This window comes from Arenimonas sp. (assembly GCF_035721105.1).
In the GTDB taxonomy this organism is placed as follows: domain Bacteria; phylum Pseudomonadota; class Gammaproteobacteria; order Xanthomonadales; family Xanthomonadaceae; genus Arenimonas.
The window spans coordinates 1-15,088 of sequence record NZ_DASTNG010000012.1 but is presented as its reverse complement, the minus strand read 5'-3'; the positions used below and the strand labels follow the sequence as shown (position 1 = coordinate 15,088).

Annotated in this window: 15 protein-coding genes; 14 read left to right on the top strand and 1 reads right to left on the bottom strand. The window is 72.9% G+C overall.

The annotated features are described in order from the left end of the window. The first annotated feature begins 23 nt into the window (after positions 1–23). The 13 genes from xpsH (at position 24) to VFQ84_RS00980 (ending at position 11,688) form a co-directional block, all read left to right on the top strand. Positions 24–476 carry a type II secretion system protein XpsH gene (gene xpsH / locus VFQ84_RS01040; RefSeq protein WP_325128297.1) on the top strand — a complete coding sequence of 151 codons (453 nt, stop codon included), beginning with the start codon at positions 24–26 and terminating at the stop codon, positions 474–476. Then, complete coding sequence (locus tag VFQ84_RS01035; RefSeq protein WP_325128295.1) at positions 473–925, top strand: type IV pilus modification PilV family protein; 453 nt, start codon at positions 473–475, stop codon at positions 923–925. The genes xpsH and VFQ84_RS01035 overlap by 4 nt, the downstream gene beginning before the upstream one ends. Next, positions 922–1,590 carry a prepilin-type N-terminal cleavage/methylation domain-containing protein gene (locus VFQ84_RS01030; protein WP_325128293.1) on the top strand — a complete coding sequence of 223 codons (669 nt, stop codon included), beginning with the start codon at positions 922–924 and terminating at the stop codon, positions 1,588–1,590. The genes VFQ84_RS01035 and VFQ84_RS01030 overlap by 4 nt, the downstream gene beginning before the upstream one ends. Continuing rightward, on the top strand, positions 1,587–2,468 hold the full coding sequence (locus VFQ84_RS01025; protein ID WP_325128291.1) for a type II secretion system minor pseudopilin GspK: 882 nt from the start codon (positions 1,587–1,589) through the stop codon (positions 2,466–2,468). The genes VFQ84_RS01030 and VFQ84_RS01025 overlap by 4 nt, the downstream gene beginning before the upstream one ends. Then, a complete protein-coding gene (locus VFQ84_RS01020) occupies positions 2,468–3,589 on the top strand; it encodes a PilN domain-containing protein (protein WP_325128289.1) in 1,122 nt (373 codons plus the stop codon). Before VFQ84_RS01025 ends, VFQ84_RS01020 begins: the two co-directional genes overlap by 1 nt. Further along, entirely contained in the window at positions 3,573–4,163 is a 591-nt protein-coding gene (gspM, locus tag VFQ84_RS01015; protein WP_325128287.1) for a type II secretion system protein GspM, read from the top strand. Before VFQ84_RS01020 ends, gspM begins: the two co-directional genes overlap by 17 nt. Further along, positions 4,160–4,927: a hypothetical protein gene (locus VFQ84_RS01010; protein ID WP_325128285.1), complete on the top strand. Its 768-nt coding sequence runs from the start codon at positions 4,160–4,162 to the stop codon at positions 4,925–4,927. Before gspM ends, VFQ84_RS01010 begins: the two co-directional genes overlap by 4 nt. A gap of 4 nt (positions 4,928–4,931) precedes the next feature. Beyond that, positions 4,932–7,115 (top strand): type II secretion system secretin GspD, encoded by a 2,184-nt coding sequence (gene gspD / locus VFQ84_RS01005; protein WP_325128283.1) that lies wholly within the window; start codon positions 4,932–4,934, stop codon positions 7,113–7,115. A gap of 7 nt (positions 7,116–7,122) precedes the next feature. After that, positions 7,123–7,893, top strand: coding sequence for an ABC transporter permease (locus VFQ84_RS01000; RefSeq protein WP_325128281.1), 771 nt, complete (start codon positions 7,123–7,125; stop codon positions 7,891–7,893). Beyond that, entirely contained in the window at positions 7,890–9,086 is a 1,197-nt protein-coding gene (locus VFQ84_RS00995) for an ABC transporter ATP-binding protein (protein ID WP_325128280.1), read from the top strand. Before VFQ84_RS01000 ends, VFQ84_RS00995 begins: the two co-directional genes overlap by 4 nt. After that, positions 9,083–9,937, top strand: coding sequence for a glycosyltransferase family 2 protein (locus VFQ84_RS00990; RefSeq protein ID WP_325128279.1), 855 nt, complete (start codon positions 9,083–9,085; stop codon positions 9,935–9,937). Before VFQ84_RS00995 ends, VFQ84_RS00990 begins: the two co-directional genes overlap by 4 nt. Before the next feature lie 9 nt (positions 9,938–9,946). Continuing rightward, positions 9,947–10,789, top strand: a complete 843-nt coding sequence (locus VFQ84_RS00985; protein WP_325128276.1) for a class I SAM-dependent methyltransferase — start codon at positions 9,947–9,949, stop codon at positions 10,787–10,789. A gap of 62 nt (positions 10,790–10,851) precedes the next feature. Next, entirely contained in the window at positions 10,852–11,688 is an 837-nt protein-coding gene (locus tag VFQ84_RS00980) for a glycosyltransferase family 2 protein (protein ID WP_414636984.1), read from the top strand. Positions 11,689–11,790: 102 nt separating this feature from the next. On the opposite strand, the gene ettA is transcribed toward VFQ84_RS00980, so the two are convergent. After that, positions 11,791–13,455 (bottom strand): energy-dependent translational throttle protein EttA, encoded by a 1,665-nt coding sequence (ettA, locus tag VFQ84_RS00975; protein WP_325128273.1) that lies wholly within the window; start codon positions 13,453–13,455, stop codon positions 11,791–11,793. Between the two features lie 366 nt (positions 13,456–13,821). On the opposite strand from ettA, the gene creD reads away from it, so the two are divergent. Then, a partial coding sequence (gene creD, locus VFQ84_RS00970; protein ID WP_325128271.1) for a cell envelope integrity protein CreD occupies positions 13,822–15,088 on the top strand: 1,267 nt, incomplete at its 3' end.

Sequence of the window (15,088 nt, the reverse complement as noted above, 5' to 3'; positions counted from 1 at the left end):
GCGCCGGCCCCCGGTCGCCACCGATGATGCGTCCGCGCGGCTTCTCGCTGGTGGAGCTGGTGGTGGTGATGGTGCTCATCGCCGCCCTGGCCACGCTGGGCCTGGCCGCGATCGGCAGCGGCCTGCCGGGGCAGCAGCTGCGCGGCGCCGCGCGCGAGCTCGCCGCCGAGCTGCGCTTCACCCGCGCCCAGGCCATCGCCACCGGCCGCGAACAGGTGTTCAGCCTCGACGTGGGCGAAAAACGCTGGCGCGGCGCCGGCGATCGCAGCGGCGAGCTGCCCGCCGCGATCGCGCTGGAAGTCACCGGGGCGCGCGAGGAGCTCGCGTCGCCGCAGGTGGTCGCGATCCGCTTCTTCCCCGAAGGCGCCGCCACCGGCGGCCGGATCGTGCTGCGCAACGGCGACGCCGCCTGGCGCGTCGACGTCGCCTGGCTCACCGGCGAAGTGCGGCTGCGCCGCGGCGAGGGTGCGCCATGAGGCGTCCGCGCGGCTTCAGCCTGCTCGAGGTGATCCTTGCCTTCGCCCTGCTGTCGGTCGGGCTGGGCATCCTGATCGCCATCCTCAGCGGCGGGCTGGCGCAGGTGCGCAACGCCGGCGACGCCACCGAGGCGACCCTGCACGCGCAGTCGCTGCTCGAGCAGGTGGGCGTGCTCGAGCCGATCGAACCCGGGGTCGAGCGCGGCGATTTCGACCGCGGCCGCTACCGCTGGGAGCTGGCGATCAGCGAAGTCGAGGACCCGGCGCCGCGCGCCGAGTCGGGCGCCGACGTGGTGCCGATCGAAAGCGTGGGCCTGCAGCCGGTGGGTGCGCCGGTGCTGTACCGCGTGCAGCTGGACGTGAGCTGGGGCGAGGACGAGACGCCGCGCACGCTGCGCTTCGCCACCCTGCGCGTGCGCTATCCCAGCCCCGGCCAGGGACTGCAGTGAACGCGCGCCGCGGCTTCAGCCTGGTCGAAGTGCTGCTGGCGACGACGCTGCTGGCGGCCGGCGTGGCGCTGGCCTTCGCCACGCTGCGCAACGCCACCGTCGCCACCGGTCGCGCCGAGGACATGGCCCAGCGCCACGAGCGCCTGCGCGCGGTGCAGTCCTTCCTGCGCCGCCAGGTCGAGGACGCACTGCCGCTGCCGATCGAGACCGATACGCGCACCGGCCGCGCCACGCTCTTCGTCGCCGACCAGGACGAGATCCAGCTGGTGGCGCCGATGCCGGGCTATCTGTCGCGCGGCGGCCCTTACGTGCAGACCTTCCGGCTGGTGCGCGGCAGCGACGGCCTGCGGCTGGAGTTCGAACACCAACTGCTGACGCCCGACGGCCCGCTCGACAGCGACCGCGAGCCCGAGATCCTGCTCGAGGGCATCGCCGACGGCCGCTTCGAATTCCGCACCCTCGACGACGACGGTCGTCCCGGCGCCTGGACCGCGCGCTGGGACAGCCCCGACACGATGCCGCGGCTGGTGCGCCTGGAGCTGCGCATGGCCGATGAACGCGCGCGCTTCCCGACCCTGGTCGCCGCACCGCGCCAGGCCGCCGCGGTGTCGGCGGGCTGGGGCGGCGGCCGCATCGACGGCAACCCGACGGAGGAAACCCCGTGACGCGCGCCGCCCGCGGGGCCGCCCTGCTGCTGGTGCTGTGGATGCTGCTGCTGATGGCGGGGCTGATCGCCGTGTTCGCGCTGGGCACCCGCACCGAGGCGCTGCAGGGCAGTGCGCTGCGGCAGCAGGTCGCGGCGCGCCTGGCCGCCGAGGCCGGCATCGAGCTGGCCAGCCTGCGCCTGGTGGAAGCCGACCCGGCCGCGCGCTGGGTGCCCGACGGCCGCCCGCAGCGCTTCGAGTTCGACGGCTACCAGGTCGAGGTGCGGGTGCAGGACGAGGCCGCCAAGATGGACCTCAACGCCGCCGACGCCGGCCAGCTCGCGGCGCTGATGGGCTGGCTGGGCGTCGAGCCCGACCGCGCCGAACGCCTGGCCGGCGTGATCCAGGACTGGCGCGACGCCGACAGCCTGCTGGCCGTGTCCGGCGGTGCCGAGGATCGCGACTACGCCGCCGCCGGCCTCGAATACGGCGCCAAGGACCAGCCGTTCACCACGCTGGGCGAACTGCAGCAGCTGCTGGGCATGGACCTGGCCACCTACCGGCTGCTGGCGCCGCACGTCACGGTGTACACCGCGATGCCGAGCCCCGACATGAGCCTGGCGCAGCTGCCGGTGCTGCAGGCGATGGGCCTGGCGCCGGCGCAGGTGGCCGAACTGCTGGCCCTGCGCCAGGCCTGGCGGCCGGGCCTGCCGCTGCCGCTGCTGCCCGACGGCAGCACCCTCGCCGTGAACGGGTCGGGTACGTATAGTGTGGCCAGCCGCGCCACCCGTCCGGACGGCACCCTCGTCGAAGTCCACGCCACGCTGCGCATCGGCGCGGGGTCGGGTTTCGGACAACTGTATGCCCCGCTGGCCTGGCGGACGGGAGAACCTTACTGATGCCCGCCGCCGACCGCCTCGCCACCCTGCTCGATCCCCTGAAGCTGCGCCTGGCGCGAAGCACGCTGCCGGCGCGGCTGCGCGAGGCCGTGCTGTCGCTGCTGCCGGCGCGCTGGCGCGACCAGGTCGCCGGCGAAACGCAGCGCCTGTGCCTGTGGCGCCACGACGACACCCTGGTGCTGGTGGCCGCCCGCCACCGCGGCGACCTGCGCCTGGGCGAAGTGCCGCTGGATCCCGACCTGCTCGAGGCGCTGGGCGCGCGCGCCGATGCCAGCGGCACGCCGCGCTGGCTGATGGTGCCGGCCGCCAGCATGCTGCGCCGGGTGCTGGTGCTGCCGGCCGCGGCCGAGCCGCGCCTGCGCGAGGTGCTGGCCTTCGAGCTCGACCGGCAGACGCCGTTCTCCGCCGACCAGGTCAGTTTCGAGGGGTGCGTGCTGTCGCGCGACGTCGCCGCGCAGCAGCTGCGGGTCGAACTGCTGGTGCTGCCGCGCACGCGCCTGGACGCCGAACTTGCCGCGATCGGCCCGCTGGCCCGCGGCCTGGCCGGCGTCGACGGCATCGAGGCCGACGGCCGCCGCCTGGGCCTGAACCTGCTGCCCGACGCCGCCCGCGCGCAGCGCCGCGACCCGGTGCGCCGCCTGCACCTTGCCCTCGCCGCCACCGCGGTGGTCGGCCTGCTGGCGACCCTGGGCCTGAGCCTGCACAACCGCGCCGAGCGCCGCGACGAACTGCGCGCCCTGGTCGCCAGCGCCAACGACCAGGCCCGCGAGGCGCGCCTGCTGCGCAACCAGCTGGTGTCCTCGGCCCAGGCCGCCAACTTCCTGGCCGCCACCCGCGCCAGTCGCCCGACCATGCTCGAGGTGATGGACGAGCTGACCCGTCGCATCCCCGACGACACGTCGCTCGACAAGCTGGCGATCACCGGCGACCAGCTGGTGATGGTCGGCCAGAGCCGCGCCGCGCCGGCGCTGGTCGCGCTGCTGCAGGCGTCGCCGCTGATCACCGATCCGGCGCTGTCGGGCGTGGTGCAGTCCGACCCGCGCACCGGCCGCGACCGTTTCACCCTGACCGCGCGCGTGGTCAACGCCGCCACGGAGGGCGTCGATGACGAAGGCCGCTGATCGCCTGAAGCTGCTGGCCGGCGCCGCCGTGGCGCTGGTGCTGGCCTACGGCCTGCTGCTGCACTGGTGGTGGACCGCGCCGATGCTGGCGATGGGCGACGAGATCGCCCAGTTGCGCGACCAGGAGCTGGCGCTGCGCGAGGAAATCGCCCAGCGCCCGGTGCTCGAGGCCGAGCTGGCGCGGGTGCGCGCCTTCGAAAGCGGCAACCCCGGCTTCCTGCCCGAAACCAACCGCCAGCTGGCCACCGCGGCCCTGGTGCAGCGGCTCGAGGCGGTGATCGCCGAGGCCAGCCCGCAGCCCGGCCGCTGCCAGATCACCGCGCGCACGCCGACCGAGTCGCGGGTCGAGGAGCCCTTCGTCCGCGCGACCGTGCAGGTGCGCCTGCGCTGCGGCATGGCCGAGCTGGGCGCGGTGCTGCACGCGCTTGAAAGCGGCAGCCCGCAGCTGTTCGTCGACAACCTGGACCTGCTGTCGCGCCGCAGCTACCTGGCCGCGGGCCCCGAGGGCGGCGCCATCGACACCAGCTTCGACCTGTACGGTTACCTCAAGACCCCCGCCGGAGCCGCGCCGTGATCGGCCGCCTGCGCCCGGCGGGTGCGCTGCTGGCCGCGATCGCGGCCTGGTCGGTCGGCCTGCTGCTGCTGGCGCTGGCCGGCCTGGGCGGGCGGGTCGGCCTGCACCCGGGCAACGCCGCGCTGGCGCCGCCGGTGCCGCAGGTGCGGCTCGAAGCCGTCGGCTCGCGCCTGGGACCGGCCGCCGACTACCTGGAAGTGGGCAATCGCCCCCTGCTCAGCGCCGACCGGCGACCGCCGGCCCTGGTGGCGGGCGAGGGCAGCGGCGATGCGCCGCTGGACGTGGAGCTGACCAGCGTGCTGATCGCCGGCGACGTCCGGCTGGCGATCGTGCAGGCCAAGTCAGACGGCAGCCGCCGCCGCGTGCGGGTCGGCGACCTGGTCGAAGGCACCGCCTGGCGGCTGGTCGAGATCGCGCCGCGCCAGGCCGTGTTCGAAGGCCCCGAAGGCCGCCGCGAACTGCCCCTGCGCGTCTTCGACGGCACCGGCGGCGAGCCGGTCACCGCGGTCCAGGCCCCGGTCGCCGCGGGCGCGGCCCCGGCCAGTCCGCGCGACGCCGCCCGGACGCCGGCCCCCGCGCCGGCCGACGCCAGTCCCCCGGGCGGCGAACCCGCCCCGGCGGCCGCGACCGCAGCCGCCGTCCCGGCCACGCCCGAACAGCAGGTGGAAGCCATCCGCCGACGCATCGAAGCCCGTCGCGCCCAGCGCGCCGCCGAGGCCGCCGCGGAGCGGGCGGCGCAGGACGGGGCCAAACAGGTAGAGTGATCCGATGAAGAATTTCCCGTCCCTGGCCCCTGTCCTGGGCCTCGCCCTGGTCGTTTTCCTCACCGGCTGCGCCACCGCCGGCGGACCGGTGATCCAGCGCGGCGCCGACCCGCGCGCGAACGAGGCCGCGACTGCTGCGGCCGAGCAGGCGCCCGAGGCCGCGGCCGCCGCGGCCGAGGCCGGCAGCGGCGCGCAGCTGGCGCCCGGGACCGGCCAGGTCATCAACCAGCGCGTCGCCGCCGCGGCGCCGCCCTCGATCGACAGCCCGGGCGAGGCCACCTTCAACTTCGAGGGCGAGTCGGTGCATGCGGTGGTCAAGGCCATCCTGGGCGACCTGCTGCAGCAGAACTACGTGATCGCGCCGGGCGTGCAGGGCCAGGTGACGCTGGCGACGCCGCGCCCGGTGAACGCCGCGCAGGCGCTGAGCCTGCTCGAGATGGTGCTGGGCTGGAACAACGCCCGCCTGGTCTGGACCGACGGCCGCTACAACGTGGTGCCCGCCGACCAGGCGCTGGCCGGCAACCTGTCGCCGCGCACCGGCGGCGTCGGCAACGCCCGCGGCTACGAAGTGCGCGCCGTGCCGCTGCAGTACATCTCGGCGGCCGAGATGAAGAAGATCCTCGAGCCCTACGCCCGCGCCAACGCCGTGGTCAGCGTCGACGCCTCGCGCAACCTGATCGTGCTGGCGGGCACCCGCAGCGAGCTGCAGAACTACCTGCGCACGGTCGAGATCTTCGACGTCGACTGGCTGGCCGGCATGTCGGTGGGCGTGTTCCCGCTGCAGTCGTCGGAAGCGGCGCAGATGGTCGACGAGCTCAACGGCGTGTTCGGCGAGGAAGGCAGCACGCCGGTCTCGGGCATGTTCCGCTTCATGCCGCTGGAAGGGCAGAACGCGGTGATGGTGATCACCCCGCAGGCGCGCTACCTGCGCCAGGCGCAGGACTGGATCGAGCGGCTCGACGCCGGTGGCGGTGAAGGCGCGCGCCTTTACACCTACGAAGTGCTGTACATGAAGGCCGTGGACCTGGCCGACCAGCTCAGCCAGGTGTTCGGCGGCGGCGCCGCCAGCGCGGGCGCCGGCACCGACCGCGGCGGTCCGCCGTCGATCATGCCCGGCCTGGCGCCGGTGCAGATCCGCTCCATCGACACCCCGGCCGCCGATGCCGCCGATCCGAAGGCGCGCGCCGAGAACGCCAACGCCATCGCCGCCAGCGCCGGCGGCGGCGGGGCCGGCCGGGGCGACGGCATCGCCCTGGGCAGCGACGCCGACGTCGCCATCAGCGCGGTGGAGGAATCCAACGCCCTGCTGGTGCGCGCCACGCCCGGCCAGTGGGAGTCGATCCGCCGCGCCATCGAGCGCCTCGACACCATGCCGCTGCAGGTGCACATCGAGGCCCAGGTGGTCGAGGTGCAGCTCACCGGCGAGCTGAGCTACGGCGTGAACTGGTACTTCGAGAACGCCGTCGAGGACGCCGGCCTGCCCAGCGCCCTGGGCCGCGACATCTGGGGCGACATCTCCGGCAGCGTCGGCGCCAACGGCCTGGGCTGGACCTTCCTGGGCCGCAACGCCGCCGCCGTGGTCTCGGCGCTGGACGACGTCTCCGACGTGCGCGTGCTGTCCACGCCCTCGGTGGTGGTGCGCAACAACGCCGAGGCCAAGCTCGACGTCGGCACCAAGATCCCGGTCAACAGCACCAGCTTCAACCCGATCGCCGGCGACCCGGGCTCGGGCAACGGCACCTTCACCCAGGTGCAGTACCTCGACACCGGCGTCATCCTCACGGTGACGCCGCGCATCAGCCGCGACGGCACCGTGTTCATGGAGATCGAGCAGGAAGTGAGTTCGCCCGGCGCCCCGCGCGCGGGCGACCCGACCGGCAACGTGCCCATCAACAAGCGCAGCCTGATCACCGAGGCCGCCATCAAGAGCGGCGAGACCGTGATGCTGGCCGGCCTGATCACCGAAGGCAGCACCGACGGCAGCAGCGGCATCCCCGGCCTGAGCCGGCTGCCGGTGGTGGGCGGCCTGTTCGGCACCAAGACGCGCGACTCGAATCGTTCGGAAGTGATCATCCTGGTGACGCCGCGGGTGATCCGCGACCCGGCCGAGGCGCGCCGCCTCACCGACGAATACGGCGAGCGCTTCCGCGCGCTGGAGCCGCTGGGCAAGCCGCGCGACGCCGACTGAGTCCGCCATGGTTCCCGCTGTTTCCGCCGTCTTCCGCGAGCTGCTGCGGCGCGAGCTAGAGGAGCGCTACCGCGGCAGCCTGCTCGGCGTCGCCTGGCTGTTCCTGCTGCCGCTGCTGCAGCTGGCCGTGCTGTCCTGGGTCTTCGGCCATTTGCTGCCGGCGCGCGCGCAGAGCGGCGACCTGCCGTACGGCGCCTTCCTGGCGCTGGGGCTGTGGCCCTGGAACCTGTTCGCCAATGCCGCCAACCGCGGCGTCACGGCGCTGACCGACAACGCCTCGCTGATCGGCAAGGTCGCGGTGCCGCACCGCCTGTACATCGACGTGCGGGTGGTGGCCAGCCTGATGATCGACCTGGCCGGCCTGGTCCTGGTGCTGGCGGTGCTGCTGGCGTTCGGCGTGGGCCTGGCGCCGGCCGGGCTGCCGGCGGCGCTGGCGGCGCTGGCCGTGGTCGGCGTGCATGCGCTGGCCGCGGCGCGGCTGCTGGCGGTGCTGCAGGTGTTCCTGCGCGATATCGCCGCGGTCACCGGCCAGCTGCTGATGCTGGGTTTCTTCGTCACGCCGGTGCTCTACGACCGCAGCGTGCTGCCCGGGCCGGTGGCCGGCTGGCTGGCCTTCAACCCGCTGGCGGTGCCGGTGGAAAGCGTGCGCCGCGCCTTGACCGGGCATTCGCCCGACTGGCTGGCGCTGGGCGCCTCGCTGGCGGTGGCGCTGGCCGTGCTGTGGCTGGCGAATGCGCTGTCGCGGCGCGCGCGCAGCCATCTCGAGGACTTCCTGTGAGCGGCGAGCCGCTGGTCCGCGCCGAGGGCCTGGCCAAGCGCTACCCGGTGCTGGGCCATCGCGGCGACCGCGTCAGTGCGCTCTGGGACGTGCTGCGCGGGCGTCCGCCGCGGCGCGTGGCCAGCATCCTGGAGGACATCGACTTCGCGGTGTGGCCGGGCGAATCGCTGGCCATCATCGGCGAGAACGGCGCCGGCAAATCGACCCTGCTCAAGCTCATCACCGGCGTGCTGACGCCCAGCGCCGGCACCGTGGCCACCCGCGGCAGCGTCGGTGCGCTGCTGGAGCTGGGCGCCGGCTTCCATCCCGAGCTCAGCGGCCGCGACAACGTGCGACTGGCCGCCGCCCTGCGCGGCCTGGAAGGCCCGGCGCTGGCGGCGAAGATGCCCGAGATCGAGGCCTTCGCCGACATCGGCCGCTACATCGACGAGCCGGTGAAGCACTACTCGTCGGGCATGGTGGTGCGGCTGGGCTTCGCGGTGGTGGCCGCGGTGCGGCCGGACCTGCTGATCACCGACGAAGTGCTGGCGGTCGGCGACGTCAACTTCCAGCGCAAGTGCATCCGCTGGATGGACGAGTACCTGGCCGGCGGCGGCACCCTGCTGCTGGTCTCGCACAGCATGTACCACGTGCAGAAGCTCTGCCGCCGCGCGATCTGGCTCAAGGACGGCCGCATCGCCGCCCAGGGCGAGGTGTTCGACGTCAGCCAGCGCTACCTGGCCGAGGTGGAGGCGCGCCGCGCCGCGGAGGTCGAGGTGCCTGCGACGGCACCGGGCTGGCAGCCCGAGTTCCGGGTCGAATCGGTCACGCTCAACGGCGAGCCCGGCAAGGGGCCGGTGACGGTGCCGATGGGCGGGCGCATCGAGCAGGACGTGGTCATCCACAGCCGCGACGGCCTGCCGCCGGTGATGCTCAACGGCTGGGTGCGCGCCGACGGCACGCCGGTCTATGGCGTCAGCTCCGAGATGGACGCGGTGCCGGCCGAGCCGCTGGGCGAGGGTCGCTTCCGGTTCCGGCTGGTGTTCGAGCCGCTGTCGCTGCTGCCGGGCAGCTACCGCCTGCGCGCGAGCGCGCTCGACGGCGAGGGCCTGCGCCTGTTCGACACCCTGGACCGGGACGTCAAGGTCACCGGCACGGCGCGCGAATACGGCCTGGCGCGGCTGCCGCACGCCTGGCACGGGAGCCGGGAATGAGCGCGGGCCCGGTGGTGGTGGTGCCGATCCACAACGCGCTCGAGGCGCTGGACGCCTGCCTGGCGTCGCTCGACCGCACGCTGCCGGCGGGCAGCCCGGTGCTGCTGGCCGACGACGCCTCGACCGATCCGCGGGTCGAGCCGATGGCCCGCGGCTGGTGCGAGCGCAGCCCGCTGGCGGCGCGCTACGTGCGGCGCCCGCGCAACCTCGGGTTCCCGGCCAACTGCAACGCCGCCTTCGCCGAGACCGGCGAGGCGGACGTGGTGCTGCTCAATTCCGACACCGTCGTCACCGCGGGCTGGCTGCAGCAGCTGGTGCGCTGCGCCGCCAGCGACCCGCGCATCGCCACCATCACGCCCTGGTCGAACAACGCCGAGATCTGCTCCTGGCCGCGCTTTTGCGAGGACAACCCGGCGCCGGAGTTCCCGGATGCCGTGGCCGAGGCCGCCGCAGGGCTCGCGCCGGCCTATCCCGAGCTGCCCACCGCGGTGGGCTTTTGCATGTACGTGCGGCGCGCCGCGCTCCGCCAGCTGGGCGATTTCGACGCCGAGACCTTCGGCCGCGGCTACGGCGAGGAGAACGACTTCTGCCTGCGCGCGGCCGCCATGGGCTGGCGCAACGTGCTGTGCGACACCGCCTACGTGGTGCATCAAGGCGGCGCCTCGTTCCAGCCGCTGGACCTGGCGCCGGGTGGCGACAACCTCGCGCGGCTGCTGGCGCGCTGGCCCGACTACAACGAGCGCGTGGCGCGCTTCATCATGGCCGATCCGCTGGCCGCCCGGCGCATCGCGCTGGAGCAGCGGCTGCAGTCGCTGGACGCGTCCGGCCCGCAGCGGGACCTGTTCGGATAGCATTTGCGCATGGCCCAGGTCCCCGTCATGGCATTCACCGGCGAGCGCTACACGCCCGAGCGCGATCGCGAGATCGCGCAGGAGCACTGGCATCGCTACGCCTTCGCGCGGCCGCTGGCGGCCGGTCGCCGGGTGCTCGACGCCGCCTGCGGCGAGGGCTACGGCAGCGCGATGATCGCCGCCGCCGGCGGCCAGGTGCTGGGGCTCGACATCGGCGAGGACGTGGTGGCGCATGCCCGCGCACGCTACGGCGGCACGCCCGGGCTGGCGTTCGCGCAAGCCGACGTGACCGCGCTCGACCACCTGCCCGACGCCAGCTTCGACCTGGTGCTTAGCTTCGAGACGCTCGAGCACGTGGAGGCGCAGGAACGCATGCTCGACGGCTTCGCGCGGCTGCTCGCGCCCGGCGGCCTGCTGCTGGTGTCCACGCCCGACCGCCACGTCTACACCGACCTGACCGGCGTGCAGAACCCGCACCACGTGCGCGAGCTGTACCGGCCGGAGTTCGAGGCGCTGCTGGCCGGGCGCTTCCCGGCGCGGCGGCTGTTCGGCCAGAAGCTGCTGTTCCAGTCGGTGCTGTGGTCGCTCGACGGCGCCACCTCGCCGGCGCAGGCCTTCAGCCTCGACGGCCAGGCCATTCACGACGGCGTGGCCAATGCGCCGATGTACTTCCTGGCCGCCTGCGCGCGCGACGCCGCGGCGCTGGCCGCACTGCCGGCGCTGTCGGTGTTCGGCGACCAGGCCGAGGGCGTGTACGAGGCCTATCGCCGCGAAGTGGTGAATTTCCGGAATGCGATGGCGTACATCGCCCACCTCGAGGCGGAGCTCAAGCGGCGGCAGGCGCCGGAGTGAACACCTCGCGCGAATGGCCGGTGCTGGGCGCCAGCGGGCTTCGCGATTTCAGCGCGCGCGACATCGGCGTGGTGGTGGTCACCTACGCCAGCGAAGCCACCATCGAGGCCTGCCTGTTCCGGCTGCTGGCGGCGCGCGACGTGGCGCGGGTGGTGGTGATCGACAACGCCTCGCCCGACGGCACCGCGGCCATCGTCGAGCGCCTGGCGCGCCGCGACGCGCGCCTGGCGCTGGTGCGCAATCCCGACAACCGCGGCTTCGGCGCCGCCTGCAACCAGGGCGCGACCGCGATTTCGCAGCCCTGGGTGGCGTTCGTGAATCCCGATGCCTTCGTCGAGCGCGAGACGCTGTCGCGGCTGGTCGCGCACGCCACCGCGCGCCCCGGGGCCGGGCTGCTGGGCGTCGAGCTGGTGGGCGAGGACGGCGAAGTGGACCTGGCCTCGCGTCGCGCCGATCCCTCGCTGCGCGAACAGCTGGCGAGCCTCGGCCGGCGCGATGCGCTGTACCTGGGCCACGATCCGGCGCAGGTGGTGCAGCCGGTGGACGCCGTGTCCGGTGCGCTGATGCTGATGCCGCTGGGGCTGTTCGTGCGCCTGGAGGGTTTCGACGAAGGCTATCGCCTGCACGCCGAGGACCTGGACCTGTGCCGGCGCGTGCGCGCCGCCGGCTACGAAGTAGTGGTCGCCAACGACCTGCGCGCGACCCACGTGCGCGGCGTCTCCAGCCGCGTCCGCCCGGCCTGGGTGGAATGGCACAAGCATCGCGGGCTGTGGCGCTACTTCCGCAAGTTCGAGGCCGCCGACACGCCGGCCTGGCTGGTGCCGGTGCTGTGGCTGGGGCTGTGGGGCCACTTCGCGGGCGTGGTGCTTGCCGACCGTCTGAAACGCCTTCGGGCCTGAAGGCCCTCCTACCAGCGTCCCAAACGCATTCGGGCCTGAAGGCCCTCCTACCCGTGTTGCTGTAGGAGGGCCTTCAGGCCCGAAGCTTTCCCGCCGGATGCCTTACTTGAGCGCCTTGTAGCGCAGGCGATGCGGACGCGCGCCTTCCTCGCCCAGGCGGCGCTTCTTGTCTTCCTCGTACTCGCGGTAGTTGCCCTGGTAGAACTCCACGTGCGAGTCGCCCTCGAAGGCGATGATGTGGGTGGCGATGCGGTCGAGGAACCAGCGGTCATGCGAGATGACCAGGGCGCAGCCCGGGAACTCGAGCAGGGCGTCCTCGAGCGCGCGCAGGGTCTCGATGTCGAGGTCGTTGGACGGTTCGTCGAGCAGCAGCACGTTGCCGCCCTGCAGCAGGGTCTTGGCCATGTGCAGGCGGCCGCGCTCGCCGCCCGACAGCGTGCCGACGAGCTTCTGCTGGTCGCTGCCCTTGAAGTTGAAGCGGCCGATGTACGCGCGCGACTGGATCTCGACCTTGCCGATCGTGATGATGTCGCTGCCGCCGGACACCGCCTGCCAGACGTTCTTGTCGGCCTCGAGCGAATCGCGGCTCTGGTCGACGTAGGCGATCTTGACGGTGTGGCCGATGTTGACCTCGCCCTTGTCCGGCTTTTCCTGGCCCGTGATCATGCGGAACAGGGTCGACTTGCCGGCGCCATTGGGACCGATGATTCCGACAATCGCGCCCGGCGGGATGGTGATGTTGAGGTCGTCGATCAGCAGGCGGTCGCCGAAGGACTTCGAGACGTTCTTGAACTCGATGACCTTGTCGCCCAGGCGCTCGCCCGGCGGGATGAAGATCTCGTTGGTCTCGTTGCGCTTCTGGTACTCGACCGACTGCAGGTCCTCGAGGCGCTGCAGGCGGGCCTTGCCCTTGCTGCGGCCGCCCTTGGCGTTCTGGCGCGACCACTCCAGCTCCTTCTGCAGGGCCTTCTGGCGGCCCTTCTCGGCCGACTCTTCCTGCTTCAGGCGCTCGGTCTTCTGGGTCAGCCACTCGCTGTAGTTGCCCTTCCAGGGAATGCCCTTGCCGCGGTCGAGCTCGAGGATCCACTCGGCGGCGTTGTCGAGGAAGTAGCGGTCATGGGTGACGGCCACGACGGTGCCGGGGAAGCGGGTGAGGAACTGCTCGAGCCACTCGACCGATTCGGCGTCGAGGTGGTTGGTGGGTTCGTCGAGCAGCAGCATGTCGGGCTTGGACAGCAGCAGGCGGCACAGCGCCACGCGGCGCTTCTCACCGCCCGAAAGCTGGCCGCAGATCGCGTCCCAGGGCGGCAGGCGCAGGGCGTCGGCGGCGATTTCGAGCTGCAGTTCCAGGGTGGCGGCGTCGCCGGTGGCCAGGATCGACTCCAGGCGCTGCTGTTCGGCGGCGAGCTTGTCGAAGTCGGCGTCTTCCTCGGCGTAGGCGGCGTAGACCGCGTCCAGCAGCGCCTGCGCGTGCAGCAGGTCGCCCACGCCTTCCTCGACGGCCTGGCGCACGGTGTGCTCCGGGTTCAGGCGCGGCTCCTGCTCGAGGTAGCCGACCTTGATGCCGGGCTGGGGACGGGCCTCGCCGGTGAAGTCCTTGTCGACGCCGGCCATGATCCGCAGCACGGTGGACTTGCCCGAGCCGTTCAGGCCGAGCAGGCCGATCTTCGCGCCCGGGTAGAACGACAGCGAGATGTCCTTGATGATCTGGCGCTTCGGCGGCACGGTCTTGCTGACGCCGATCATGGTGTAGATGTATTGCGACATGGCTCGCTCTCTCTTCAGCTTTGGCGCAGGCCGCGGCGGCGCGGGATCGCGCCGGCCGGGCAGGGTGGTGGGTTCCGCGCAGGACCCGCAAGTATAAACCGCCCAACCCACCGGCCAAGCCAGGCATGCCAGGCAAGCCGAAAAGCGGGGGCCATGCCGGGTACCGGGTTCATTTTCATCCTCGATGAGACAGGGCGGGCGGGCCGCGCTGTCTCATCGAGGATGAAAATGAACCCGGTACCGCTTTGCGTGCCGCTTTTCCCGCCGCTTTTCGCCCGCCGGATGCCAGATTTCGCCCGGCCAAAGCCCGCCCGCCGGGTTCCCATGCCCCTGCCGCGCTGGGCGGCATGAACGGGGCAAGGCGCCATGCGCATCGGGTGGAAGCTGGGGCTGGTGGGATTCCTGCTGGTGGTGCTGTTGCTGCCGCTGGCGATGCTGGACGGGCTGGTGGCCGAGCGCCAGCAGCGGGGCCTGGAGGTGGCCGAGGACATCGCCCGGTCCTCGGCCGGGCCGCAGTCGGTGGTCGGGCCGCTGCTGCTGGTCGAGGCCCGGCGCCCGGTCGAGCGCAAGCGCGTGGTCAGCCGCGACGGGCACCTGAGCCAGGAGACCGAGCAGGACACCGAGACCGTCCACTACCTGGTCAGCCCGGAAACCCTGGCGATCGACGCTCGCCTGCGGACCGAGCGCCGCGGGCGCAGCCTGTTCAGCGTGCCGCTCTACCACGGCAGCCTGGGCCTGAAGGGGCGCCTGGTGCACGCCCCGCGGACCCGGGACGGCGTGCGGCTGGAGCCGGTGCGGGCCTGGCTGGTCCTGGGCCTGGGCGACAACCGTGGCGTGCGGGCGCTGGGCATCACGCTGGGCGGCCGCAAGCTGGCGGTCCAGCCCGGCACCCGCGTGGGCTGGCTGCCCGAAGGCCTGGGCGCGCCGGTACCGGTGGCGATGCTGGCGGCGCCGATGGACTTCACGGTCAGCCTCGACCTCAGCGGCACCCAGCGCCTGGGCTGGCTGCCGGTGGGCGCGGACACCACCGTCAGCCTGGTCGGTGACTGGCCGCACCCGGGCTTCGAGGGTCGCCACCTGCCCGATGCGCGCAAGATCGACGAAACAGGCTTCGAGGCACGCTGGGCGGTATCTCGGCTGTCGAGCCGGGTGCAGCAGGTGCTGGCGGGCTGCGTGCCCACGGCCACCCACTGCTCGGCGCTGGAGGAGGGCGAATTCAGCGTGCGGCTGGTCGAGCCGGTCGACCGCTACCTGATGACCGAACGGGCCATCAAGTACGCGCTGCTGTTCCTGGCGCTGGTGTTCGGCGCGGTGTTCCTGGTCGAGGCGCTGGCGGCGCGGCCGGTCCACGTCGTCCAGTACGGCCTGACCGGGCTGGCGATGGCGATGTTCTACCTGCTGCTGCTGTCGCTGTCCGAGCACCTGGGCTTCGGCCCGGCGTATGCGATCGCGGCGGCGGCCTGCAGTGGCCTGGTGGGCTTCTACCTCGGCGGCGTCCTGGGGGGGCGCGGGCGGGGCGGGGCGTTCGGCGCCGGGTTGGCGGTCCTTTATGGGCTGCTCTATGTGCTGCTGCGGTCGGAGGACCATGCGCTGCTGGTGGGTGCGGTGGTGCTGTTCGGGGCGTTGGCGGGGG

Coding starts and splice junctions, on each gene's coding strand:
- VFQ84_RS00985 (WP_325128276.1), top strand. CDS start 9,947: ATGGCCCAGGTCCCCGTCATGGCATTCACCGGCGAGCGCTACACGCCC.
- VFQ84_RS01035 (WP_325128295.1), top strand. CDS start 473: ATGAGGCGTCCGCGCGGCTTCAGCCTGCTCGAGGTGATCCTTGCCTTC.
- ettA (WP_325128273.1), bottom strand. CDS start 13,455: ATGTCGCAATACATCTACACCATGATCGGCGTCAGCAAGACCGTGCCG.
- gspD (WP_325128283.1), top strand. CDS start 4,932: ATGAAGAATTTCCCGTCCCTGGCCCCTGTCCTGGGCCTCGCCCTGGTC.
- xpsH (WP_325128297.1), top strand. CDS start 24: ATGATGCGTCCGCGCGGCTTCTCGCTGGTGGAGCTGGTGGTGGTGATG.
- VFQ84_RS00990 (WP_325128279.1), top strand. CDS start 9,083: ATGAGCGCGGGCCCGGTGGTGGTGGTGCCGATCCACAACGCGCTCGAG.
- VFQ84_RS01000 (WP_325128281.1), top strand. CDS start 7,123: ATGGTTCCCGCTGTTTCCGCCGTCTTCCGCGAGCTGCTGCGGCGCGAG.
- VFQ84_RS01020 (WP_325128289.1), top strand. CDS start 2,468: ATGCCCGCCGCCGACCGCCTCGCCACCCTGCTCGATCCCCTGAAGCTG.
- gspM (WP_325128287.1), top strand. CDS start 3,573: ATGACGAAGGCCGCTGATCGCCTGAAGCTGCTGGCCGGCGCCGCCGTG.